A 22,208-nucleotide genomic window follows, 5' to 3' on the forward strand; every position below is an offset into this window, starting at 1 on the left:
CATCATGGCAAGGCTGCTGCGATGGCTGGCGCTGCTGGTCCTGCTGGCGCTGGCCGGGGCGGCGGCCGCGGTTTGGGGCGGGCTGATCGTCGTGCCGCCGCGCTACGATCCCTGGGCGCCACTCGACCTGCGGGCGGAGCCGGACTGGCTGACCGGGTTCAAGCTGTCGCGGCTGGAACGCGATCCCGAGCAGTGCCGGGCGGCGCTGGGCAACACCGGCATGCGTTTCACCCCCATGCCCGACCGTCCATCCGATGAGAATTGCGCCTTGCAGGGGGTGGTGCGGGTCTCGCGCTCCGACATCACCTTCAGCAGCGGCTTCATCGCCACCTGCGGGCTCGCCGCCGCCTGGACGCTGTTCGAGACGCACGCCCTGCAGCCGGCCGCACAGAAGCATTTCGGCCAGACGGTGGCGCGGGTGGAGCATCTCGGCACCTATGCCTGCCGCAACGTCTATGGCCGGGCGGAGGGGCGGCGTAGCGAGCATGCCAGCGCCAACGCCATCGACCTCGGCGGCTTCGTGCTGGCTGACGGCACGCGGATCGGCGTTCTGAACGACTGGAAAAGCAGCGGTGACGGCCGCAAGGCCGCCTTCCTGCGCGACGTGCGCGACGGCGCCTGCCGCTTCTTCGACGTGGTGCTGGGGCCGGACTACAACGAGGCTCACCGCAACCACTTCCACCTGGACATGGGCGCCTTCAGCACCTGCCGTTGAGCGGGGGCGTCGAGGGAACCGCCCCATCGGCCTCCTGTTGCTGGGCACAAGACGACATGACCCGGCAAAGGAAGAGGACCCATGGCACGCACGGCAGCCGACATCCTGGTGGACGTCCTGGTGGACTGGGGGGTGGACACCGTCTTCGGCATCCCCGGCGACGGCATCAACGGCGTGGTGGAGGCCCTGCGCCAGCGCAAGGACGAGATCCGCTTCATCCAGGTCCGGCACGAGGAGGCCGCCGCCTTGGCCGCCTGCGGCTATGCCAAGTTCACCGGCAGGCTCGGCGTCTGCCTCGCCACCTCCGGCCCCGGTGGGCTGCATCTGCTGAACGGCCTCTACGACGCCAAGCTGGACCACCAGCCGGTGCTGGCGATCACCGGCCTGCAGTATCACGACCTCGTCGGCACCCACACCCAGCAGGACGTGGAACTGGACAAGGTCTTCCAGGATGTGTCGGTCTTCAACCAGCGCATCATGGGTGCCGCCCATGTCCGCAACATCGCGACACTGGCCTGCCGCACCGCGCTGGCCCACCGTGGCGTCGCCCACATCACCATCCCCGTCGATCTGCAGGATCAGGCGGCCGGCGACGACATGCGGGCGCCGCGCAACGTCAAGGGCCACAACACCGCCCTGTTCGCCCCGGAACTGCCGGTCCCGTCGGAGGAGGAGATGCGGCGTGCGGTGGAGATCATGGACGCCGGCAAGCGGATCGTCATCCTGGCAGGGCAGGGCGCGCTGAAGGCCGGCGACCAGCTGGAACGGCTGGCGGAAAAGACCGGGGCGGTGATCGTCAAGGCGCTGCTGGGCAAGGCGGCGGTGCCGGACGACAGCCCCTACACCACCGGGTCGGTCGGGCTGCTGGGCACGGAGCCGTCGCAGACCGCGCTGGAGACCTGCGACACGCTGCTGATCGCCGGTTCCACCTTCCCCTACATCGAATATTACCCGAAGCCGGATCAGGCCCGCGGCATCCAGATCGACATCGACGCCGCCCGCATCGGTCTGCGCTATCCGGTGGAGGCCGGGCTGGTCGGCGACTGCCGGCTGGCGCTGGACATCCTGACCGAGCGGGTGCAGCGGCACGAGGACCGCAGCTTCCTGGAGAAGGCGCAGGCCGGCAAGGCGGAGTGGATGCGCCTGATGGAGGAACGCGGCACCCGCCAGGACATGCCGATGAAGCCGCAGGTGGCGGCGTGGGAGCTGGGCAAGCGGCTGTCCGACACCGCCATCGTCGCCTGCGACAGCGGCACCATCGCCACATGGTGGGCGCGGCAGATCCCGGTGAAGCGCGGCCAGATGCACTCCCTGTCCGGCAATCTCGCCACCATGGCGCCGGGTCTGCCCTATGCCATCGCCGCGCAGATCGCCTACCCGGACCGGCAGGTGATCGCCTATGTCGGCGACGGCGGCTTCTCGATGCTGATGGCTGATTTCGTGACGGCGGTGAAGTACAATCTGCCGGTCAAGGTCATCATCAACAACAACAGCTCCCTCGGGCAGATCAAGTGGGAGCAGATGGTGATGCTGGGCAATCCCGAATATGTCTGCGACCTGCACCCCATCGACTTCGCCAAGGTGGCGGAAGCCTGCGGCGGCAAGGGCTTCACCATCCGCGACCCCAAGGATTGCGGCGCAATCCTCGACGCCGCACTGGCCCATCCCGGTCCGGTGGTGGTCGATTGCCTGGTGGACACCAACGAGCCGCCGATGCCGCCCAAGGTGAAGGCCAAGCAGGCCGCCCATTTCGCCGAGGCGCTTGCCCGCGGCACCCCCGACGCCCTGAAGATCGCCGCCACCGTGTTCAAGGATCGCGCCCGGGAGATCATCTGAAGGGATGATCATCTGAGGAGAAATCATCCGAGCGGCGTCAAGTCCGGGATGGCGGCGGGCGACAATCCGCCTCACCGCCATCCCGGATATATCCGTCGGCTGCGACACTGAATCGACGAAAGAAAGGGTTACTGATTGTCAGTTTCCCCCCATTCTTCCCATAGGGGGGCGGGGAGGAAACCGATGCTCACTCTTCTCTATCGCAGTGATGCCGTCGCTCTGTTGCCGTTCTCGGCGCTGGCAGACATTTGTGTGCGAAGCTCTTCAAACAACCGGCGTCTTGGCGTAACGGGTTTCCTGATCGAACATGAAGGCACCTTCCTTCAGGTGCTGGAAGGGGAGGCGGATGCCGTCGGCGACCTGTTCGCCCGCATCTCAAGGGACGAGCGGCACCGCAACCTCGCCGTACTCGGCCGCTGGGAGCAGCCGGAACGCTCCTTCGGCTTCTGGGCGATGAATTTCGGGCCGTTGGACAACCCGGATTTCTGGGACGGCGAATTCGCCGGCCTGCGCAGCGGCGACGCGTTCCGACGCAAAAGCTGCGATCCAGAAACGGCGCTGGCCGTGCTGTGCCGGGCCTATGCCTTCGCCGGCAAGGTCGCGGGTTCCGATCCGGTGATCGGCGACTTCGTAATGGGGCTGTCTTACCCGGCCCGGCAGCCGGTCGGCGCCTGAACGCCGGAAGACGCTGAAGCACTGACCGCTTGACGGGATGGCGCGTGTCTGTGACATCGTCGCACCTCGCCCGGCCAAGGGTGGCCGGCCGCCGAGGAGAACCCCGTCCGATGAAAGCCTTGCGGCGTTTGTCCGCACCCGCACTGCTGCTTGCCCTGCTGGCCGCCCTGGCCGCCGCCAAGCCCTGGCTGCACGGCCATATGGAGCCCATCGTCGGCCGGTCGCTCAGCACCGGGTTCGACATCGCGGTCGCCTCGGCCGCATGGCTGGTCGCGGCCTGGGGCGGCGCGCGCCTGATCGACCTGCTGGCGGCCGGCAACGGCGGCACCGGCCCGGACGGCCTGCCCCGGCCGCCGCGCATCCCGCGGTTGCTGGCCGACCTGCTGCGCTTCTTCGTCTATGGCGTCGCGGTTCTGGCGATCCTGGCCTTCGTGCTGGAACAGCCGGTGACCGGCCTTCTGGCGACCTCCGGCGTCGCCATCGCCGTGCTGGGCTTCGCGCTGCGCAACATGATCGCCGACATCTTCGCCGGCATCGCGCTGAACATCGAGCATCCCTACCGCATCGGCGACTGGCTGGAGCTGTCGCCCGGCGTGGCCGGCCGGGTGGACGAGATCAACTGGCGCGCCACCCGCCTGATCGCCAGCGACGGCACCGCGGTCATCGTGCCGAACGGCATCGTCGCCGGCAGCCGATTCGTCAATTTCAGCCGTCCCAACCCCTCCTTCCGCGCCAGCGTGCCAATCCTGCTGGATCACGAGCTGCCGGTGGAGCGCGCCAAGCGCATCCTGCTGTCCGCCATGCTCTGCGCCGACGGCGTGCTGCCGATTCCACGGCCCGACGTGATCGTGGAGGGGGTGACGCCCAACGGCATCACCTATCTGGCGCGCTTCTGGACGGATGACGGCGGGCGGGTGTCGCTGGTGCGCGATGCCGTGCTGACCGGGGTGCTGGCCAACCTCGCCCGCGCCGGGATCGAGCCCGCCCGTCCCAAGCAGGAGGTCCGCCGCCGCCAGCCCGTCCCGCCCGACACCGATGTGCTGCGGCACAGCCTGCTGCGCCAGCTGGAGCTTTTCGACGCATTCGACGACGAGGAGGTCGGAGCGCTGGCCCAGGCCATGCGCGAGCTTTACCTTCCCGCCGGCACTGCCGCCGTCCGGCAGGGCGAGGCGGGCGAATCGCTGTTCGTGATCGCCGAAGGCGTGTTCGACGTCCAGGTCGCCGCGCCCAGCTCCACCGACGCCGCCCCCATCATTCCGAATGACGGCCAGCGTCCCGGCGTGATCCACCTGACCCGCCTGCGGCCGGGCGACCTGTTCGGCGAGATGTCCCTGCTGACCGGCCAGCCGCGCAGCGCCTCGGTCGTCGCCTGCACCGATGCGGTGGTGTACGAACTGGCGCGCAGCCACCTCGACCCGGTGCTGCGCCAGCGTCCCCAACTGGCCGAGCGGCTGGCCGACCTGATGGCCGACCGCCAGACCCGCAACACCGCCGAGCGCAACCGCCAGCAGGGCGTCGCCCCGCCGCCGCCGGTGGAATCGCAGGCGCTGCTGGCCCGGCTGCGCAACTTCTTCAAGCTCTGAGAGGACGCTGCCCCTCCCAAAAGCCCCCGTCCGGGAACCTTGGACGCCGCCAACCGTTATGCCGCGCGGGTGCCGGTGGTGCATCGAGCGGGAGGAGGGCCGGCATCCAATGATCGCTCCCAACGGGTGGCGGCCGCATTCCGCAGCCGGCGCCCCCGGTGTTTGGCCCTGATTGCGGGTCGAGCGCCCCTTCGTCCTGAACCAACGAGGAGGCTCGACAGCCGATGTGCGGACTGAGTGGTGAGATTCGTTTCAAGACCGGCGAGGCCGCCAGCACGGCGGCGGTCCAGGCCATGTGCGACCGGATGGCGGCGCGCGGGCCGGACGGCCACGGCCTGTTCGCCCATGGCCGCGTCGCCTTCGGCCATCGCCGGCTGAAGATCATCGATCTCAGCGAGGCATCGCAGCAGCCGATGGTGGACTCGTCCCTCGGTCTCGCCATCGTCTTCAACGGCTGCATCTACAACCACCGCGAACTGCGGGAGGAGCTGGCCGGGCTCGGCTACAGCTTCTTCTCCGATGGCGACACCGAGGTCCTGATCAAGGCCTATCACGCCTGGGGGCCGGACTTCGTCAAGCGCATGAACGGCATGTTCGCCTTCGCCATCCACGAGCGCGACAGCGGCCGCGTCGTGCTGGGCCGCGACCGGCTGGGCATCAAGCCGCTCTATCTCGCCGACATTCCCGGCGGTCTGCGTTTCGCCTCCTCGCTGCCGGCCCTGGTGGCGTCCGGCGGCATCGACACCGACATCGACCCGGTGGCGCTGCACCATTACATGAGCTTCCACGCCGTCGTCCCGGCGCCGCACACCATCCTGAAGGGCGTGCGCAAGCTCCCCGCCACCGTGCTGGTGGTGGAGCCGGACGGCACCCGGCGCGAACACAGCTACTGGTCGCTGACTTTCGGGCCGCAGGCCGGCGACGAGGGCCGCGATTTCGCCGACTGGCGCGAGCTGGTGCTGGAGACCCTGACCCTCGCCGTGCGCCGCCGCCTGGTCGCCGACGTTCCGGTCGGCGTCCTGCTGTCGGGCGGGCTGGACAGCTCGCTCATCACCGCGTTGCTGGCCGAAAACGGGCAGAGCGGGCTGAAGACCTTCTCCATCGGCTTCGAGACGGTCGGGGACGAGCGCGGCGACGAGTTCCAGTATTCCGACATCGTCGCAAAGCATTTCGGCACCGACCACAACCGCATCTTCGTCGATTCCGCCCGCGCCCTGCCTGAATTGCGCGACTGCGTGCGGGCGATGTCGGAACCTATGGTCAGCCACGACAACATCGGCTTCTTCCTGCTGTCGCAGGAGGTGGCGAAACAGGTGAAGGTGGTGCAGTCGGGGCAGGGCGCCGACGAGGTGTTCGGCGGCTATCACTGGTATCCGCCGCTGCTGGAGAGCAGGGACGCCGTCGGCGACTATGCCCGCGTCTTCTTCGACCGCGACCATGCGGAGATGGCCGACGCCCTCGACCCCCGCTTCATCGGCGAGGACCATTCCCGCCGCTGGCTGGAGCGGCAGTTCGCCATGCCCGGCGCCGAGCGGCCGGTGGACAAGGCGCTGCGGCTCGACACCACGGTGATGCTGGTGGACGATCCGGTGAAGCGGGTCGACAACATGACCATGGCCGCCGGGCTGGAAGCGCGCGTGCCCTTCCTCGACTACGAGATGGTGGAGCTTGCCGCCCGCATCCCGGCCGAAATGAAGCTGGCCGACGGCGGCAAATACGTCCTGAAGGAAGCGGCGCGCCGCGTCGTGCCGGCCGAGGTGATCGACCGCCCGAAGGGCTATTTCCCGGTGCCGGCGCTGAAATACCTGCGCGGCCCCTTCCTGCAGCTGGTGCGCGACGTGCTGGCCGCTCCGGCGGCGCGCGAGCGCGGCCTGTTCCGGCGCGACTATCTGGACCGGCTGCTGGCCGATCCGGAACGCCACATCACGCCGCTGCGCGGGTCGAAGCTGTGGCAGGTAGCGCTGCTGGAGTTCTGGTTCCAGGAACAGGGCCTCTGACGGCCCGTCCGGCCATTCCATACCAAACAATGGCTCCGCCGGGGCATCCGGGCGCGGGACCGATCCGCGCCCCGGGATGTTTTCCGAATATGGAGCCGCATCCGACGATCAGGGGGATCCCATGAGCTACGCCCGCGTGAAACCGCACCGGCTGGAGCGCGCCGCCAGCGCCAGCCTGCGCCACACCCGGCGCTACACCGGCCGGCCGCCGGCGGCCGGGCCGGGGGCAGGGGAGGAGGCGGAGGCACCGCGCGCCGACGTGGTGGTGGATTGCGGATGGGGCCGGCTGATCTTCGCCCACACCTTCGACGATCTCGACCGTATGATCGAAACCCTGCGGCAGGAGGCGCCGGGCACCCGCGACATCGTCTTCTACCTGCAGGACCCGCATGTCGCGCTGTCCCGCGCCCCGCAGGAACTGTTCCTCGACCCCTCCCACACCTTCCGGCTCTGGCTGACCGACTACCGCCCGTCGCGCCGCCGGCCGAAGGGATACAGCGTCCGCCGCCTGCGCACCCGGGAGGATGCGGAGGCCGTGCAGCGCATCTATGCCCGGCGGCGGATGGTGCCGGTCTCCGCCTCCTTCCTGGTGGCAGCGCGCAACAGCCGGGTGCTGACCCATTTCATCGCCTGCGACGACGCGACCGGCGAGGTGATCGGCTCGGTGACGGCGGTGGACCACGCCCACGCCTTCGGCGACCCGGAGAACGGCAGTTCGCTCTGGTGCCTCGCGGTCGATCCGCAGGCCTCATTTCCGGGCATCGGCGAGACGCTGGTCCGCACGGTGGCGGAGCATGTGCAGGCGCGCGGCCGCGCCTTTCTCGACCTGTCGGTGCTGCACGACAACGAGAACGCCATTGCGCTCTATGAAAAGCTGAACTTCCGCCGCATCCCGGCCTTCGCGCTGAAGACCAAGAACCCGATCAACGAGCGGCTGTTCACCGGCCCCCTGCCGGGCGAACGGCTGAACCCCTACGCCACCATCATCGTCAACGAGGCGCGGCGGCGCGGCATCGGCGTCGACGTGCTGGATGCGGAGGGCGGCTACTTCTGCCTGACCTGGGGCGGGCGCAGCGTGGTCTGCCGAGAATCCCTCAGCGAGCTGACCACCGCCGTCGCCATGAGCCGCTGCGACGACAAGGCCGTGACCCGCCGCGTGCTGGAGCGCGCCATGCTCAACGTTCCGGCACAGGCGGTCGCGGGAAACGAGGAGGAGAACGCCGCCTTCCTGGCGACGCATGGCCGCATCGTGGTGAAACCGGCCCGCGGCGAGCAGGGGCGCGGCATCACCGTGGACGTCCGCGACGCGGAGACCATGGAGCGCGCCATCGCCGCGGCCCGCCAGCATTGCGACACGGTGCTGCTGGAGCAGTTCTGCGAGGGGCAGGATCTGCGCATCGTCGTCATCGACAAGAAGGTGGTCGCCGCCGCGGTCCGCCGCCCGGCTGAGGTGATGGGCGACGGCAGCCACAGCGTCCGCGAACTGATCGAGGCGCAGAGCCGCCGCCGCGCCGCCGCCACCGGCGGGGAGAGCCACATCCCGATGGATGCCGAGACCGAACGCTGCCTCGCCGCCGCCGGCCGGACGCTGGACGACGTTCTGCCGGCGGGGGAGGTTCTGCCGGTGCGCAAGACAGCGAACCTGCACACCGGCGGCACGATCCACGACGTGACCGACAGCCTGCACCCCGAACTGGTGGAGGTGGCGACGGTGGCCGCCCGCGCGCTGGACATCCCGGTCGTCGGCTTCGACCTGCTGGTCGAGGCGCCGGACCGGCCGGGCTATGTGTTCATCGAAGCGAACGAGCGGCCGGGCCTCGCCAACCACGAACCGCAGCCGACGGCGGAACGCTTCGTCGACCTGCTGTTTCCCCAGACGCGGGGGTGTTCTAGCAAGTCCACCCTCTCTCCCCCGGGGAGAGGGAGGGGCCCCGCGCCGGAGGCGTGGGGAGGGTGAGGGGGATGCATTGCGTGCCCTCCCGAGAATCCTCGCCACGCTCCCCCTCACCCTAACCCTCTCCCCGGGGGAGAGGGGATTTTCGTCGGGGGAGAGAGGCGCCTCAGCAGGAGGAAAATCCGACCATGGCCGTGCCGCTGCCCATCGACATGGGCTATGTCACCGACATCCTCTATCGGCTGCTGACCACGCCCAGCCCGACCGGATACACCACCGACGTGGTCCGCCTGTGCTGTGCGGAGCTGGAGCGGATGGGCATCCCCTATGAGCTGACCCGGCGGGGCGCCATCCGCGCCGACCTGAAGGGCGTGCGGGGCAGCCCCGACCGGGCGCTGGTCGCCCATGTCGACACACTGGGCGCGCAGGTGAAGATGCTGAAGGACAACGGCCGGATGGAGCTGGTGCCGATCGGCCACTGGTCCTCCCGCTTCGCCGAGGGCGCGCGCTGCACCATCCTGACCGACCGCGGTCCCTGGCGCGGCACCATCCTGCCGCTGAAGGCGTCCGGCCACACCTTCAACAAGGAGGTCGATACCCAGCCGGTCAATTGGCAGCAGGTGGAACTGCGCGTCGACGCCCCGGTCGCCAACCGGCGGGACCTGGAGGAGCGCGGCTTCAACATCGGCGACATCGTCGCCATCGACCCGCAGCCGGAATTCCTGGAGAACGGCTTCATCGTCTCCCGTCATCTCGACGACAAGGCCGGCGTGGCGGTGATGCTGGGCGCGGCCAAGGCGGTGGTCGATGCCGGGGCGTCCCTGCCGGTGGACTGCCACCTGCTGTTCACGATTTCCGAAGAGGTCGGGTCCGGCGCCTCGTCGATCCTGCACCAGGACGTGGCGGAGATGGTGACCATCGACAACGGCACCACCGCCCCCGGCCAGAACAGCAGCGAATACGGCGTCACCATCGCCATGGCCGACAGCACCGGCCCCTTCGACATGGCGCTGACCCACTCCCTGCTGACCCTGTGCCAGGCGCAGAACATCCCGCACCAGCGCGACGTCTTCCGCTATTACCGCTGCGACAGCGCATCCGCCATCGAGGCCGGCAACGACATCCGCACGGCGCTGGTCTGCTTCGGCATCGACGCCTCGCACGGCTACGAGCGCATCCATGCCGACGCGCTGGAATGCGTGGCGCGGCTGCTGGTGCTGTACATGCAAAGCCCGCCGCGGGATTGAGGGGAACGGCTCGGGCCTGTTAGACTGGAGTCGTTTCTCGGAGGATGATTATGGCGGGCGCCGACCGACTCAGCCATGTTCCTGCGCCGACCGTGCCGGACGAATTGCTTCGCCCGGTCATTGCTCATTTCCAGCCGCGGAAGGTGATCTTGTTCGGCTCACAGGCGCGGGGCGATGCCACGGGCGACAGCGACTATGACCTGTTCGTGGTGGTTGAAGACGACACGCCGCCGGAGCGGCTGTCCTGGCGGAGCAAGTACGAAGCCCGCAGCTCCTATCACCGCGCCGTCGATATCGTCGCATGTCGCGCTTCGGTTTTCGAACGCAGGCGCGGCGTGGCAGGGTCGCTTTCCCACATTGCCGATCGGGAGGGGGTGATCGTCTATGAGCGACAGTGACCGCTCGGCGATACTGGAAGAGGCACGGCGCTGGTGGAGAGTAGCCGCGGAGGATCGTCGGGTCGCGCAAGCCTGTCTGGCGATGGATCCGCCATCACTGGGAAATGCCGCTTATCATTGCCAACAGGCTGCCGAGAAGACGATGAAGGGGCTTCTTGTGGCCGCTGGCATCGGCTTCCGGAAAGTCCATGATCTTGACGAACTGGCGTCGGTCACCATCCCGCTGTATCCGGCTCTGGCCGTAGACTTGGATCAATGCCGCCCGTTTACGTCTTGGGCCACCGAGTATCGTTATCCACCAGAGGACGAATCACCACCTCCATCGCCACGCGCGATTTCCGAAGCGCTGGAAATCTTGGAGAGACTGCTTGCGGCAACGGTTCGGCTGACCTGATCCGTCCAATGGGCTAAGTGGCTGAGAGTGCAGAGAGCCCGCCCGCAGTCCCCCTAACAGCCCGCCTTCCCGTCCCGCCGTACCTCCTCCAGCACCCGGCGCAACTCGCCGGGGTGCAGCGGCTTGTGCAGGAAGGCGCAGCCGCGGCGCTGGCCTTCCAGCAGGGATTCGGGCGCCGTCTCGCCGGTCAGCACCACGGACGGGATGTCGGCTTTGAACAGCTTGCGCACGCGGTCGATCACGTCGAAGCCGGACACCTTTCCCGGCAGGCGCAGGTCGGTCAGGATGGCGTCGGGCGGACCCTCCAGCCCGTCGACCGCCGCGAACACCTCGCGCATGTTCGATGCGGAGACGAAGGCGCAGCCCCAGCTTTCCAGCGTCAGCAGCAGGCCGGACAGCACCATGCTGTCGTCGTCCACCACCAGGATGCGCATGCCGTCCAGCGGCACCCCGGACGGACCGCCCTCGGCGTGGACCCCGGCGGCCGGGGCGCCGGCCGGCGCCTCCCCCTCCAGCCGGTTCACCGTGACGGCGAAGACCGATCCGCGCCCCGACCGCGACTGCACGTCGATCGGCGCCTGCAGCAGCACCGACAGCCGCCGCACGATGGCGAGCCCCAGGCCGAGCCCGCGGGTGGGGTCGCGGCTTGGGTTGGTCAGCTGGTGGAACTCGTCGAAGATGACGTCCAGCTTGTCCTGCGGGATGCCGAACCCGGTGTCCCACACCTCGATCCGCCATTCCCCGTCGCGCTTGCGCAGGCCCAGCAGGATGCCGCCGCGCTGGGTGTAGCGGATGGCGTTGGCCAGCAGATTGCGGACGATGCGGCCAAGCAGGATCGGGTCGCTGCGGGTCACCGCGCCGCCCGGCACCTCCGGCACATGGACGCGCAGGCGCAGCCCCTTCTCCTCTGCCTGCGGACGGAATTCGTCGGCAAGCGACTGCAGCAGCGCCTCCAGCGACACCGGCTGCAGGTCGGGCTCCACCGTGCCGGCGTCGAGCGTGGAGATGTCCAGCAGGGCGTTCAGCAGCTGTTCGCCCGCCGTCATGGCGTTGGCCAGCATCCCAGCGGTGCGGGTTGCCCGCGCATTGCCGTCCACCTGGCTGGTCAGGGCGTCCAGGAACAGCCGCATCGCCTGGAAGGGCTGGCGCAGGTCGTGGCTGGCCGAGGCAAGGAAGCGGGAGCGCGCCGCGGTGGTGCGCGCCACCTCTGCCCGCATGGTCTCGGCCATCTGGGCGAGGGCGCCGTCCAGCGTCGCCGAGGCCAGCACGCCGACCACATGGCCGTCCACCAGCAGCGGCGTGGCGCGCAGGCTCAGCGGCGGGTCGGTCGGCAGGGTCAGCGGCGCGGAGTCCGGCCGCTCCGCCGGATCGTCCCGGTCGGCGTAGAGCGGTCGCAGCGCCTCGGCCACCGCTGGCCAGCCGCCGGGCAGCAGGCCGGGGCCGCTCTCGTCACGGACGGCGGCGCGCGGGTGGTTCAGCAGCGCGGCCAGCGCCTCGTTGCAGCGGACGGCGGCCATCTCCGGGCCGCCGATCACCAGCATGGTCGGAACCGTGCCGGCGGCGCAGACGCGTCGCGCGTTGTCCAGACACTCCCGGTAACGCTGATCGGTCGGTGACATGGGGTTGGCCGAGGATCGGGGCATCGCGTCGGTGTCTTTCGCGTCGGTATCTTTGGGGATCGAGGTCCCGTGGAAGGGCTGAAGGCTGATCGCCATGGGCACCGGCTCGACCGTCGGACAGATTGGGAAAGTCCGCAGAGAATAAACGGACGGTCGTGCTTGTGAAATCACACGATGGCTCTACTCCCTCCTATGCGGAAGGTGAAGGCCGCGGCAGCCGCAGCAGATGATCCTCCACGAAGTATTTCCGGCGCAGCAGCGCCATCAGGCGGACCTTCAGCACATCCATCTCCTGAGCCTTGCCAACAAAATCGTCGGCGCCGGCATTCAGGCTTATCATCAATTGTTCCTCGTCGTCCTGGCTGGTCAGGATGACAATCTGGAAGAACAGTCCGCGCTGGCGCCGGAACCTATCGAATCTTTCGCAGAGCTGGGTGCCGCTGGTTCCCGGCATCACAAGATCCAGGATGACGCAGTCCAGCCCGTCGCCGGCCAGCGCCGCCACTGCCTCGTCGGCGTTGCGGGCGGCGGTGACGGTGCAGCCCTCCTGTTCCAGTTCGGCGCGCAGGAATTCGCGGTAGGTCGCGCTGTCGTCGACGATCAGGATGCGGGCGCGGCGGAAGATCTCCGGCACCGTCGGCGGCGCCGTGCGCCGGTCCAGCAGCGCGCAGGCGGCCTCCACCACCGCCTTTGGATCGGACGGGTCGTGCTCCCCGGCGCCGCGGCCGAGCACCAGCACCGCGGCATCGCTGCGCGCCCGCAGCTCCGCCAGGCCCTGCGGACCGGCAAGCTCGCCCTCGACGATCAGCAGATCCCGCGGGATGACGGCGATCTCGGCCAGGGCCGGCCCGACGCCTTCGACGCAGACCGTCTCCACGCCGCGTTCCTCCAGCAGCAGCTTCAGCAGAAGCCCCTGCGTCTGGGAACCCATGACAACCAAGGTGCGGAGTCCGTTCATGACGCCATCTTATCGTCGGAGGTCAGTTGCAGCAGCCGTCCGGCCACCCGGTCGAGAGGCAGCTCCTCCACGGCACCGCCGAGCCGCACCGCGGTGCCCGGCATGCTGTGGATCACCGCCGTTGAGGCGTGTTCGGCAATGGTGTAGGCCCCAACCTTATGCATGTCCACCAATCCGCGCGCGCCGTCCTCGCCCATGCCGGTCAGCAGCACGCCGATGCCGGACGCACCGTAGGCGCGCGCCATCGACCGGAACAGCTCCTCGCCGGACGGGCGCTGGCCGCAGACCAGCGGGGAGTCCGACAGGCGGATGCTGCCGCCGTCCACCAGCATGTGGCGGTCCCCGGGGGCCACATAGACGGTCCCGGGCCGCGGGACCAGACCCGCCTCGCCCAACCGCACCGGCAGAGGGGAGACCGTGCCAAGCCAGCTGGCGAAGCCGGCCATGAAGGGCGCGCCCATATGCTGGACCACGAAGACCGGCAGCGGGAAGCCCGGCGGCAGGTCTTTCAGGATGCGCGCCAGCGCCGCCGGCCCGCCGGTGGACGCCACCAGCCCGACCGCCCGGAACCGCCGCGGGCGCCCGTCCGCCGTCACCGCCGCTTCGGGCAGCCCGCCGTCGGCGGCACCGTCGGAGGGGGCGGCGCCGGTCGCCGGCCGGGCGGGGCGGGCGGTGATGCGGTGGCGGATCACCTTCACCTGGCTCATGATGACCAGCTGGGTGCAGAGATGATGCGCCACCGTCTGGTAGTCGGCGCGCGCCATGCTGCCCGGCTTCTCCACCACCGCCAGCGCGCCGGCCTGCAGCGCCCGCATCGGGATGTCGAGGTCGCGCACGTCCGACGCCACCACCACGATCGGCAGCGGGTTCTGCCGCATGATGCGGCTGGTCACCTCGAACCCGTCGATGCCCGGCAGGCGGATGTCGAGCGAGACCACGTCGGGGGCCGACCGCTCGATCATGCGCAGAGCCTGTTCGCCGCTCGACGCGATGCCCGCAACCTCCAGCCGCGGATCGGCGCCGATGACGTGGCTGAGCAGCTGCTGGATGACGGGGCTGTCCTCGACCACCAGCACGCGGATGCGTCGGGACCCCGCCTTCTCCGGCCCGCTCACAGCAGCCGCCGGATGCCGGCCAGAAGCTCGTTCTGGTCGAAGCGTGTCTTGACGATATAGGCGTCGGCCCCCAGCCGCAGGCCGCGCTCGCGGTCCTCGTCGCTGGCGCGCGAAGTGACGAGGATCACCGGGATCTCCGCCAGCCGCCTGTCCGCCTTCACCGCCTGCAACAGGGCGAAGCCGTCCATCCGGGGCATCTCGACGTCGCTGATGATCAGGCCAACCTCCATCCCTTCCGACAGGCGCTCCAGGGCCTCGCGCCCGTCCACGCACAGCGTCACCCGATAACCATGGGCTTCGAGGATGCTCTTTTCCAGCGTGCGGGTGGTGATGCTGTCATCGACAACCAGGATATGCGCCCGGGCAGGGGCGGCATCGTCCGCAGGTCGTGCCGGGGCGGGCAGGGCGCTGCCGGGCAGGGGCATCAAGCCGGGAATGTTCAGCACCAGCGCCGGCCCGCCATCGTCCATCAGCACGGTGCCGAGATAGCGCCCGGAGTCCAGCCCGGTCTCCTCAGCCGCGGTCACCACCGTCTCGCGCGTGGCGACGAAGCGGTCGACCGCCAGCGCCAGCCGCCGGTCCGCCGCCCGCACCACCACCAGCGACAGCGACCGTTCGGCGCTCGGCACCACCGGCGCCTCCATGCCCAGCAGCGCCGCCAGCGAGGTGACGGGGATCTCCTCCTCGCCGATGCGGATCATCGGGATCCCGACGCCGGAGAACAGCGTGTCGGCGGTCGTGGTGCGCAGCCGGACCACGTCGGCCGACGGGATCGCCAGGATCTGGTCCTGCACCGCGACGAAGACCAGGCGCTGGCTCAGCAGGCTCAGCGGCACCTCGATGGTGACGGCGGTGCCGCCCTCGGGCCGCTCCGCAATGGTCAGGTTGCCCTGCAGCCGCTCCACCTCCCGCCGGGCGATGGCCAGACCCATGCCGCGCCCGGCCAGCTCGGTGGTGCGGGCGGCGGTGGAGAAGCCGGGATGGAACAGGAATTCGGTCAGCCGCTCCAGCGGCATCTCCTCGCCCGCCGAAAGCTCGTCGGCGTCGATCAGCCCGCGCTCCGCCGCCTTGCGCAGGATCGCGCCGCGGTCCAGCCCGCGCCCGTCATCCTCGATGCGCAGGCGCAGGCGCGCGCCCTCCACCGACGCGGCGATGGTGACGCGCGCCGCCGGCCGCTTGCCCAGCGCCAGCCGTTCCGCCGGCGTCTCGATGCCATGGCTGACGGCGTTGCGGGCGATGTGCAGGATCGGGTCCTTCAGCCGTTGCAGGACGGTGCGGTCGGCCTCCACCTCCAGCCCGCGGACGTCGACCTCGACCTCCTTGCCCTCGGCCCGGCTGATGTCGCGCACCATGCGGCCCAGCCCGCTCAGCTGGTTCTCCGCCGGCAGCATGCGCAGGCGCCGCATGTCCTGCTGGAAGCCGCCGCCCCAGCGCCGCATCGACCACAGCAGCCGGTCATGGCTGCGGTGCGCCGAATCCAGCGCCCCGCCCAGCGCGCGGAAGCGCCGCTCGAACGCCATCAGCGCCGGCAGGGCGCCGCGCCCGTCCAGCGCCTCCGCACCGGAGCCGCGCCCGATCTGCAGCCGCAGATGGCGCCATGCCCGGTCCAGCGCCCGCCATTCCTGGCGCATCGCCCGCAGCTCCTCGCCAAGCCCGGCCTGCGCCTCCACCTCCGGCAGCAGGGCCGACGCGGTTTCCGACAGCCGTTCCAGCCCCTGCGCCGCGATGCGGACCAGCGCCGCGGAGTCGGCATCGACCGTCCCGGCGCGCGCCCGCTGCGCCCGCCGCTCCGCCCTTGGCTGGGTGGTCGGCGCGGCTGCGGCCAGCTGCGGGCCGTCACCGTTGCGACCGCCGGCAAGCAGGTCGAGGTCCGCCAGAACCGCGGCGATCTCCACCTCCTCGCCGCCCTGGAGCGACCAGGCGACCAGATCCTCGATGGCGTCGAGCGCCCGGCGGACCACGGCGATGGCGGCGGAATCCAGCACCGCCTCGCCCTTCTGCACGGCGATGAAGGCGGCCTCCAGCCGGTGGGAAATCGCTTCCACCTCCGGCAGGTCGACGGCGCGGGCGGCGCCCTTCAGGCTGTGGGCGCGCCGGTGGATGTCGACGAGGTCCGGCTGCTCCCCCGTCGCCTCGGCCTCGCGCAGCCCGGCGCGGATCACCGCGAGATGGTCCTTGTGCTCGATCTCGAACGCGGCGAGCAGGCGCTGGCGGATGTCCATCAGGCGCTCCGGCGGGGAGCTTGCGATCCGGCGGCGCATCGTCACACCCGGTAGTTCCGCACCGCCTCGACCAGCCCCTGGCCGAGGTTGTTCAGGTTGGCAGCGGCGCCTTCCAGCTGGCGGGTGCCGGCGGCGGTCTGGCTGCTCGCCTCGCGGATGTTCTGCAGCGCCTGGATCACCTGCTCCAGGCCGATCTGCTGCTGGTTGGTGCCGGCGACGATCTGCTGGAAGGCCAGCACGCTCTCCTGGATGTTCTCCGCCATGGTGCGGATGGTGGACTGTGTGGCGTCGGTCTGGCGCTTGCCGGCGGCGACGCGCTTCACCGCCTCCTCCGTCAGCATGACAGAGGCGTTGATGCCGTGCTGGATCTCCGACAGGTTGGAGCGGACCTGGGCGGTCGCCTCCTTCGACTGGTCGGCCAGGCTCTTGATCTCGCCCGCCACGATGGAGAAGGTGCGGCCATGCTCGCCGGCCGCCGCCGCCTCGATGGCGGCGTTCAGCGCCAGCAGGTGGCAGCGCTCGGCGATGTCGTTCACCGTCACGATGATCTCGCCGATCGCCTGGGTGCGTTCGGACAGCATGACGATGTTCTCGGCCACCGCCTCGGCCTGTTCGCGGATGGCGTCCATCGCCTGGATGGTGTCGTCGACCGCCTTCATGCCGGAATGGCTGGAGGTCGCCACCGTCTGGGCGCCGTGGGCCACGTCCTGGGCGCGGCGGTTGATCTGGGCGCCGGATTCGGTGATTTCCGACAGGGTCGCCGTGGTCTGCTCCACCGCCGCCAGCTGTTCGGCGACGCTGGCCGACTGCTGCTGGGTGGAGGCGCGGATCTGGGCGGTGGCGGCGTGGACGCTCTCGGCGGTCTCGCGGGTGGTGCGGGCCATCGACTTCAGCCGGCCGGCCATCTCGTTCAGATGCTGGCCCAGGACGGCCAGCTCGTCCTTGCCGGGGATCGTGACCTCCTGCGTCAGGTCGCCATGGCCGACCTTGGTGACGAAATCGATGGCACGGCCGAGCCGGCGGGTGATGGAGCTGCCGATCAGATAGGCCACGCCCACCGCGATCAGGAAGACGACGACCAGCGCGATGATCGACGACTGGATGGCCGAGTTGTAGATCGCCCGGATGTCGCCGCGGCCGGTCTCCGTCAGGTTGTCGATGGCGGCCTGGGCGGCGGCGATGCGCGCCTCCATGTTCTTGCGCAGCTCGTCCACGCGCTGGCGGCGCTGCAGCGCCTCGGGCACTTGGTTGCGCTCCAGCATGGTGTAGATGGTCCGCGCCTCGTCGCCGACCGCTGTGATGGCGCGGCTCATCTCGTTGACCGCGGTGTCCAGCTCGACCCAGCCCTTGCGGCGGTTGTCGGTCACGCTGTAGGACGAACGCTCCGCCACCAGCGCGCGCAGCCGGCCCAGCGTGTTGCGCAGCTTCGTCCCGACCTCGTCATACTGCCGGTGCAGCGGCAACATGATGTTCGGGATGTCCAGGACCCTCCCTTCGGCATTGGCGACGGTGACGGCGTTCAGCGCGGTCTCGCGCGTGCTGCGAAGCTCCGCCTGCAGGTTGCCGACGTCCGTCACCAGATTGGCGGCTTCGGTGTCGTAGCTCGACACCGCCATGATGACGGTCAGCGCGTCGGAGAAACGCGCCATCTGGTACAGCGCCAGCAGGGCGGTCAGGACGCAGACCACGCCGAACCCCAGGACCAGCTTGTGCGCGACTTTGATGTTCATTCTCGGACTCCAGCCCCGGACGGCTCTATGCAGGTGGATCGTTCTTGGCGGCAGCGTTCAGGTCTTCACGGCGTCGAGCAACGCCGCCATGTCGAGGATGGCCATGCGGTCCTCGGCGATCGCCCGGACCAGCGGCCCGGCCTCCGCCGGGGCGGGGGTGCGCGGCGGGACGATGTCGGCCACCCGCTCCACCTCCTGCAGCCGCAGCGCCGCCGGCCGGCCGGCGCCGGTGCGCAGGACCACGGCATAGCCGGGCTGCTCCGCCTCGCCGACGGCGCCCGCACCGCTGCCGCACAGCCGGTCGACGTCGAACAGCCGCATCACCCGGCCGGCGACGGCGATCACTCCCAGCACGGCGTGCGGCGCCCCGGGCACGCGGGCCAGCCGCGGCATCGGGACGATCTGGCCGAGATGACGCAGGTCCAGCCCGTACAGCGTCCCGCTCCCGCGCGCGACCAGCATGGGGATGCCGGCGCTTTCCCGGTCGAAGGCCGGCGGCGGTTCGGCAAGCTCCTCGGCGCGGCGGTCGAGCACGGCGTCGGCCCAGGGGCCGCGGCCGGCGAAGGTCTGCGCCAGCACGGCGTTGCGCTGCGCCAGCTTCTCGCGCACCGACTGCCAGTCGATGGAGCCGTCGGTGTTCCGTCCTTGCGAAGCGTTCCGGTCCATCAGCCTTCCTCACCGGTCAGCCAGAGGTCGAGCATCCCGCGCAGCTCCTGCACGGTCAGGCCGCCGCCCTCCGTCACCGCCTCGTCGTCCGGACGGTTTTCCAACGCTTCGCGGGCATTGCGGAAATGGCGTTGCGCCGGGACCAGCCGCCCACGCCGCCAGTAGGCCAGCGCCAGATGGTAGTCGGCGAGCACGAAGCGCGGGTCGAGATACAGCGCGCGCTTGAAGGCCGCGACCGGGTCGCCGACCCCCAGCTCCTCCTCCACCAGCCCCAGCTGATAATGGGCGCCGGGGTCCATCCGGTTCGCCTCCACCCGCGCCAGACAGGCTTCCAGCAGGGAGGACCGCTCGTTGGCCTCCGGATCCGCGGGGTCCCGGTCGGGCGGGGTCGGCGCCGCGGGCGGGGCCGCCGCCTTGGTCGCCGCTTTCGCCGCGGGCCGGGCGGCGGCGGCGCGCCGCGGCCTGACGGTGGGTGTCGGGTCCGCCGGCGCCGGGGCCGGGCCGGGTGCTACGACAGGCGCCGGTGCGGCCCGTTCGGTCTGCTTGCGGTAGAGCGTAGCGCCGGGGACCGACACCGGGATGAACAGCTCGTTCATCTGCGGCCCGGCTTCGGCATGGCCGACCACCAGCCATCCGCCGTCGGCCAGCGCCTTGTGCAGGTTCCCCAGCAGCCGGTGCCGCGTCGCCTCGTCGAAATAGATCATGACGTTGCGGCACAGGATGATGTCGAAATGGCCGATGCCGTGGGGGTAAGAGGGGATCGCCCCCTCCACCAGATTGAACGGCATGAAGCTGGTCCATTGCCGGTATTTCGGCTTCACCGACCACAGCCTGTCCTGGCGGTCGAAGCAGGCGTCCAGCGTCTCCGGCGACAGGCCGCGCACCGCCCAGTCGCCATAGGCGCCGCGGCGCGCCTGCTCCAGGAAGGCGCCGTTGATGTCGGTGCCGACGATGTGGACCTGCCAGCCCTCCAACTGGTCGGCGAAATGCTGCTTCAGCAGGATTTCCATCGTATAGGCTTCCGGCCCGATGGAGCAGCCGGCACTCCAGATCCGCAGCAGCCGCGTCGCCTGGTTGCGGCGCAGGCATTCCGGGATGGCGACGGCGCGCAGGGCGTCGAACTGCTCGATGTAGCGGAAGAAGAAGGTCTCCCCCACCGCCAGCTCGTTGATCAGCCCCTGATACTCCGCACCGCCCGGCCCCTGCGCCTCCAGCGCCGCCAGATAGCCGGCGACCGTCGTGACCCGGCCGAAGGGCAGGCGGCGGTTGATCCGCTCGGCGAAGGCCGCATCCTTGTCGGCGTAATAGGCGAGCCCGGTGGCGTCGATCACCATCGCCTTCAGGCGCGGGAAATGCGGGTCGCGGCGGATGGCCTCGATGGCGGCTGCCGCGGCGGCGGGACCGGAGGGCGTCATTCCGCGCCCTCCCACCGGGCCAGCCGCCGTTCCTCCGCCGCACGGAAGGCGTCGAGCAACCGGCCCTCCGCCTCGCTCAGCAGCCGGTCGGGGGCGAGCAGGGTGACGGTGCCGGCGCGGCCGGTCACCCGGTCCGGAAAGGCGCCGGCCGCGCAGCCGTTGAAGGACAATGACGGGTCGGGGGCCACGCGCTCCTCCGCCGCCAGCGCCACGTCGCCATGGACCTGATCGACCAACAGGGCGGTCGGCCGCCCCTGCCAGGTGATGAGGATCAGCGGCGCGTAGAGCCCTGTCTCCCCGCCGGCCGCCCCGCCCGCTGCGAGGTCCAGCAGAACGCCCAGGCGCAGGACCGGCACCACCTCCCCATGATAACGGAACACCCCCTCCACCGGCGGCGGCGCGGTCGGCAGACGGTCGAGGCGCGGCAACGGCAGGAAGCGCCGCACGGCTTCCACCGGCAGCGCCAGCGCTTGACCGGCAACCGAGAACACGACGCAACGGACGGGCGATGGCGTGGAGGGGCTGGAGGGGCTTTGCGTGGGGTGCGGTGACATCCGTCCGTCGATGGTCTGGGATCCGACCGGGAACATGCCCGATCACGACTGGAATGCGAATTACGCCAAAGGTTTACGTCAGACGATCTATGCCCCGGCCGCCGGAATCGGGACCTTTGCCGGATTGCTTCGCCAATCTACTGTCTTCCGTCATGTCGGAAAGCCGGCAACGACCAACCAAACCGACGACCAAGGGAGAGACGAGACAATGCCCGGCCGCCATTTCGAGGATTTCCGCATCGGCGACGTGATCGAATCGGAAGGGGCAACCCTCACCGACAGCCAGATCATGGACTTCGCCCTGCGCTTCGACCCGCAGCCTTTCCACATCGACGCCGTGGCGGCGGCGGACGGGCCGTTCCAGGGGCTGATCGCCAGCGGCTTCCACACCCTGTCGCTGACCTTCCGCCTGATCCGCGACACCGGCATCATCACCGGCACCAGCCTGGGCGGCTCCGGCATGGACGAGCTGCGCTGGCTGCGCCCGGTTCGCCCCGGCGATACCATCCGCGTCCGGGTGGAGGTGGTGGAGACGATCCCGTCGCGCCGCGGCGACCGCGGGACGGTGCGGCTGGCCTACACCACGGTGAACCAGCGGGGCGAACCGGTGATGACCTGCATCATGAACCACATCGTGGCCGGCCGGACGGTCGCCGTCTGAACGCTCGGCCTGACCGCCGCCACCGGCCTAAAACCTACCTCTGCGCTCTGCCATGACAATTTTGTTAACCAGAGCTGCGCCGATTTCGGCGGCCTGTCCATTGCCAGTTCGCAGGTGCGGGACTATCTGACCGCTCCGCACAGTCCACGCTGGCAAGATGCTGGGAATAAACGCAGTTCGTAACGCTGACGATTAATTTTCATTCATCCCCACGAAGCTGACGGAAGAAAGGACGGGCCTCCTGCGTCCATTGCGCAGGAGACCGCAGAAAAAGGTCTGGCCACCCCGGTCGGGTGGCCGCAAGAGGTTAGGGAAAGGGTTGGTCACCATGCTTTGCAACTTCGTCGCCGTCGCCTCGATCGGCGTCCTCCTGCTGTCGGGTATCGGTTTCGGCGTCACCAAGCCGCCCAAGCAGGACCGTGAGCAGCGTGTCGATGTGCCGCGCCGCTCGCTGGGCGAGAACATTATGGGCTGATGCCCGGCCTCTCCGCCTCGCGCGGAGGGGAGAGACGGGAAGGGGGCGGCGCCG

Annotated in this window: 19 protein-coding genes; 11 read left to right on the forward strand and 8 right to left on the reverse strand. The window is 69.7% G+C overall.

What is annotated here, in order from left to right; translation table 11 throughout:
• Positions 1-4 precede the first annotated feature (4 nt).
• The 9 genes from AB8P05_RS17870 (at position 5) to AB8P05_RS17910 (ending at position 10,739) form a co-directional block, all read left to right on the forward strand.
• Positions 5-715 carry an extensin-like domain-containing protein gene (locus AB8P05_RS17870; RefSeq protein ID WP_472759614.1) on the forward strand — a complete coding sequence of 237 codons (711 nt, stop codon included), beginning with the start codon at positions 5-7 and terminating at the stop codon, positions 713-715.
• 81 nt (positions 716-796) lie between these two features.
• Positions 797-2,551, forward strand: coding sequence for a thiamine pyrophosphate-dependent enzyme (locus tag AB8P05_RS17875; RefSeq protein WP_472759615.1), 1,755 nt, complete (start codon positions 797-799; stop codon positions 2,549-2,551).
• Positions 2,552-2,734: 183 nt separating this feature from the next.
• Positions 2,735-3,226, forward strand: a complete 492-nt coding sequence (locus AB8P05_RS17880; protein WP_455173772.1) for a BLUF domain-containing protein — start codon at positions 2,735-2,737, stop codon at positions 3,224-3,226.
• Positions 3,227-3,336: 110 nt separating this feature from the next.
• Positions 3,337-4,809 (forward strand): mechanosensitive ion channel domain-containing protein, encoded by a 1,473-nt coding sequence (locus AB8P05_RS17885; protein ID WP_472759616.1) that lies wholly within the window; start codon positions 3,337-3,339, stop codon positions 4,807-4,809.
• A 224-nt stretch (positions 4,810-5,033) separates the two neighbouring features.
• Positions 5,034-6,806, forward strand: coding sequence for an N-acetylglutaminylglutamine amidotransferase (locus tag AB8P05_RS17890; protein ID WP_472759617.1), 1,773 nt, complete (start codon positions 5,034-5,036; stop codon positions 6,804-6,806).
• Between the two features lie 121 nt (positions 6,807-6,927).
• Complete coding sequence (gene ngg, locus AB8P05_RS17895; protein WP_472759618.1) at positions 6,928-8,763, forward strand: N-acetylglutaminylglutamine synthetase; 1,836 nt, start codon at positions 6,928-6,930, stop codon at positions 8,761-8,763.
• A 125-nt stretch (positions 8,764-8,888) separates the two neighbouring features.
• The gene (locus AB8P05_RS17900; RefSeq protein WP_472759619.1) at positions 8,889-9,947 is read left to right on the forward strand and encodes an osmoprotectant NAGGN system M42 family peptidase; all 1,059 of its coding nucleotides are present in this window, start codon (positions 8,889-8,891) and stop codon (positions 9,945-9,947) included.
• A 50-nt stretch (positions 9,948-9,997) separates the two neighbouring features.
• Positions 9,998-10,345, forward strand: a complete 348-nt coding sequence (locus tag AB8P05_RS17905; protein ID WP_455173777.1) for a nucleotidyltransferase family protein — start codon at positions 9,998-10,000, stop codon at positions 10,343-10,345.
• Positions 10,332-10,739, forward strand: a complete 408-nt coding sequence (locus AB8P05_RS17910; protein ID WP_472759620.1) for a HEPN domain-containing protein — start codon at positions 10,332-10,334, stop codon at positions 10,737-10,739. Before AB8P05_RS17905 ends, AB8P05_RS17910 begins: the two co-directional genes overlap by 14 nt.
• Before the next feature lie 53 nt (positions 10,740-10,792).
• Here the strand turns inward: AB8P05_RS17910 and AB8P05_RS17915 are convergent, their stop codons facing one another.
• From AB8P05_RS17915 to AB8P05_RS17950, 8 genes are all read right to left on the reverse strand, one after another.
• On the reverse strand, positions 10,793-12,454 hold the full coding sequence (locus AB8P05_RS17915) for an ATP-binding response regulator (RefSeq protein WP_472759621.1): 1,662 nt from the start codon (positions 12,452-12,454) through the stop codon (positions 10,793-10,795).
• 94 nt (positions 12,455-12,548) lie between these two features.
• Positions 12,549-13,289, reverse strand: coding sequence for a response regulator transcription factor (locus tag AB8P05_RS17920; protein ID WP_472759622.1), 741 nt, complete (start codon positions 13,287-13,289; stop codon positions 12,549-12,551).
• A 23-nt stretch (positions 13,290-13,312) separates the two neighbouring features.
• A complete protein-coding gene (locus AB8P05_RS17925) occupies positions 13,313-14,431 on the reverse strand; it encodes a chemotaxis protein CheB (protein WP_472759623.1) in 1,119 nt (372 codons plus the stop codon).
• Positions 14,428-16,692: a hybrid sensor histidine kinase/response regulator gene (locus AB8P05_RS17930; RefSeq protein ID WP_472760125.1), complete on the reverse strand. Its 2,265-nt coding sequence runs from the start codon at positions 16,690-16,692 to the stop codon at positions 14,428-14,430. The genes AB8P05_RS17925 and AB8P05_RS17930 overlap by 4 nt, the downstream gene beginning before the upstream one ends.
• Before the next feature lie 2 nt (positions 16,693-16,694).
• Positions 16,695-18,383 (reverse strand): methyl-accepting chemotaxis protein, encoded by a 1,689-nt coding sequence (locus AB8P05_RS17935; RefSeq protein ID WP_472759624.1) that lies wholly within the window; start codon positions 18,381-18,383, stop codon positions 16,695-16,697.
• Positions 18,384-18,440: 57 nt separating this feature from the next.
• Positions 18,441-19,049, reverse strand: coding sequence for a chemotaxis protein CheW (locus AB8P05_RS17940; protein ID WP_472759625.1), 609 nt, complete (start codon positions 19,047-19,049; stop codon positions 18,441-18,443).
• Positions 19,049-20,464, reverse strand: coding sequence for a CheR family methyltransferase (locus AB8P05_RS17945; protein WP_472759626.1), 1,416 nt, complete (start codon positions 20,462-20,464; stop codon positions 19,049-19,051). Before AB8P05_RS17945 ends, AB8P05_RS17940 begins: the two co-directional genes overlap by 1 nt.
• A complete protein-coding gene (locus tag AB8P05_RS17950) occupies positions 20,461-20,955 on the reverse strand; it encodes a chemotaxis protein CheW (protein WP_472759627.1) in 495 nt (164 codons plus the stop codon). Before AB8P05_RS17950 ends, AB8P05_RS17945 begins: the two co-directional genes overlap by 4 nt.
• A gap of 271 nt (positions 20,956-21,226) precedes the next feature.
• On the opposite strand from AB8P05_RS17950, the gene AB8P05_RS17955 reads away from it, so the two are divergent.
• Together AB8P05_RS17955 and AB8P05_RS17960 are read left to right on the forward strand one after the other, a co-directional pair.
• Positions 21,227-21,679: a MaoC family dehydratase gene (locus tag AB8P05_RS17955; RefSeq protein ID WP_472759628.1), complete on the forward strand. Its 453-nt coding sequence runs from the start codon at positions 21,227-21,229 to the stop codon at positions 21,677-21,679.
• Positions 21,680-22,007: 328 nt separating this feature from the next.
• The gene (locus AB8P05_RS17960) at positions 22,008-22,154 is read left to right on the forward strand and encodes a hypothetical protein (protein ID WP_014188933.1); all 147 of its coding nucleotides are present in this window, start codon (positions 22,008-22,010) and stop codon (positions 22,152-22,154) included.
• The last annotated feature ends 54 nt before the right edge of the window (positions 22,155-22,208 follow it).

The sequence above is a fragment of the Azospirillum sp. VT-I1 genome (assembly GCF_055698305.1).

What these genes read in the sequence shown, in the direction of transcription:
- AB8P05_RS17905 (WP_455173777.1), top strand. Translation starts at nt 9,998, where the DNA reads ATGGCGGGCGCCGACCGACTCAGCCATGTTCCTGCGCCGACCGTGCCG.
- AB8P05_RS17870 (WP_472759614.1), top strand. Translation starts at nt 5, where the DNA reads ATGGCAAGGCTGCTGCGATGGCTGGCGCTGCTGGTCCTGCTGGCGCTG.
- AB8P05_RS17920 (WP_472759622.1), bottom strand. Translation starts at nt 13,289, where the DNA reads ATGGGTTCCCAGACGCAGGGGCTTCTGCTGAAGCTGCTGCTGGAGGAA.
- AB8P05_RS17945 (WP_472759626.1), bottom strand. Translation starts at nt 20,464, where the DNA reads ATGACGCCCTCCGGTCCCGCCGCCGCGGCAGCCGCCATCGAGGCCATC.
- AB8P05_RS17930 (WP_472760125.1), bottom strand. Translation starts at nt 16,692, where the DNA reads ATGCGCCGCCGGATCGCAAGCTCCCCGCCGGAGCGCCTGATGGACATC.
- AB8P05_RS17915 (WP_472759621.1), bottom strand. Translation starts at nt 12,454, where the DNA reads ATGGCGATCAGCCTTCAGCCCTTCCACGGGACCTCGATCCCCAAAGAT.
- AB8P05_RS17955 (WP_472759628.1), top strand. Translation starts at nt 21,227, where the DNA reads ATGCCCGGCCGCCATTTCGAGGATTTCCGCATCGGCGACGTGATCGAA.
- ngg (WP_472759618.1), top strand. Translation starts at nt 6,928, where the DNA reads ATGAGCTACGCCCGCGTGAAACCGCACCGGCTGGAGCGCGCCGCCAGC.
- AB8P05_RS17940 (WP_472759625.1), bottom strand. Translation starts at nt 19,049, where the DNA reads ATGGACCGGAACGCTTCGCAAGGACGGAACACCGACGGCTCCATCGAC.
- AB8P05_RS17890 (WP_472759617.1), top strand. Translation starts at nt 5,034, where the DNA reads ATGTGCGGACTGAGTGGTGAGATTCGTTTCAAGACCGGCGAGGCCGCC.
- AB8P05_RS17885 (WP_472759616.1), top strand. Translation starts at nt 3,337, where the DNA reads ATGAAAGCCTTGCGGCGTTTGTCCGCACCCGCACTGCTGCTTGCCCTG.
- AB8P05_RS17880 (WP_455173772.1), top strand. Translation starts at nt 2,735, where the DNA reads ATGCTCACTCTTCTCTATCGCAGTGATGCCGTCGCTCTGTTGCCGTTC.
- AB8P05_RS17935 (WP_472759624.1), bottom strand. Translation starts at nt 18,383, where the DNA reads ATGAACATCAAAGTCGCGCACAAGCTGGTCCTGGGGTTCGGCGTGGTC.
- AB8P05_RS17910 (WP_472759620.1), top strand. Translation starts at nt 10,332, where the DNA reads ATGAGCGACAGTGACCGCTCGGCGATACTGGAAGAGGCACGGCGCTGG.
- AB8P05_RS17960 (WP_014188933.1), top strand. Translation starts at nt 22,008, where the DNA reads ATGCTTTGCAACTTCGTCGCCGTCGCCTCGATCGGCGTCCTCCTGCTG.
- AB8P05_RS17875 (WP_472759615.1), top strand. Translation starts at nt 797, where the DNA reads ATGGCACGCACGGCAGCCGACATCCTGGTGGACGTCCTGGTGGACTGG.
- AB8P05_RS17900 (WP_472759619.1), top strand. Translation starts at nt 8,889, where the DNA reads ATGGCCGTGCCGCTGCCCATCGACATGGGCTATGTCACCGACATCCTC.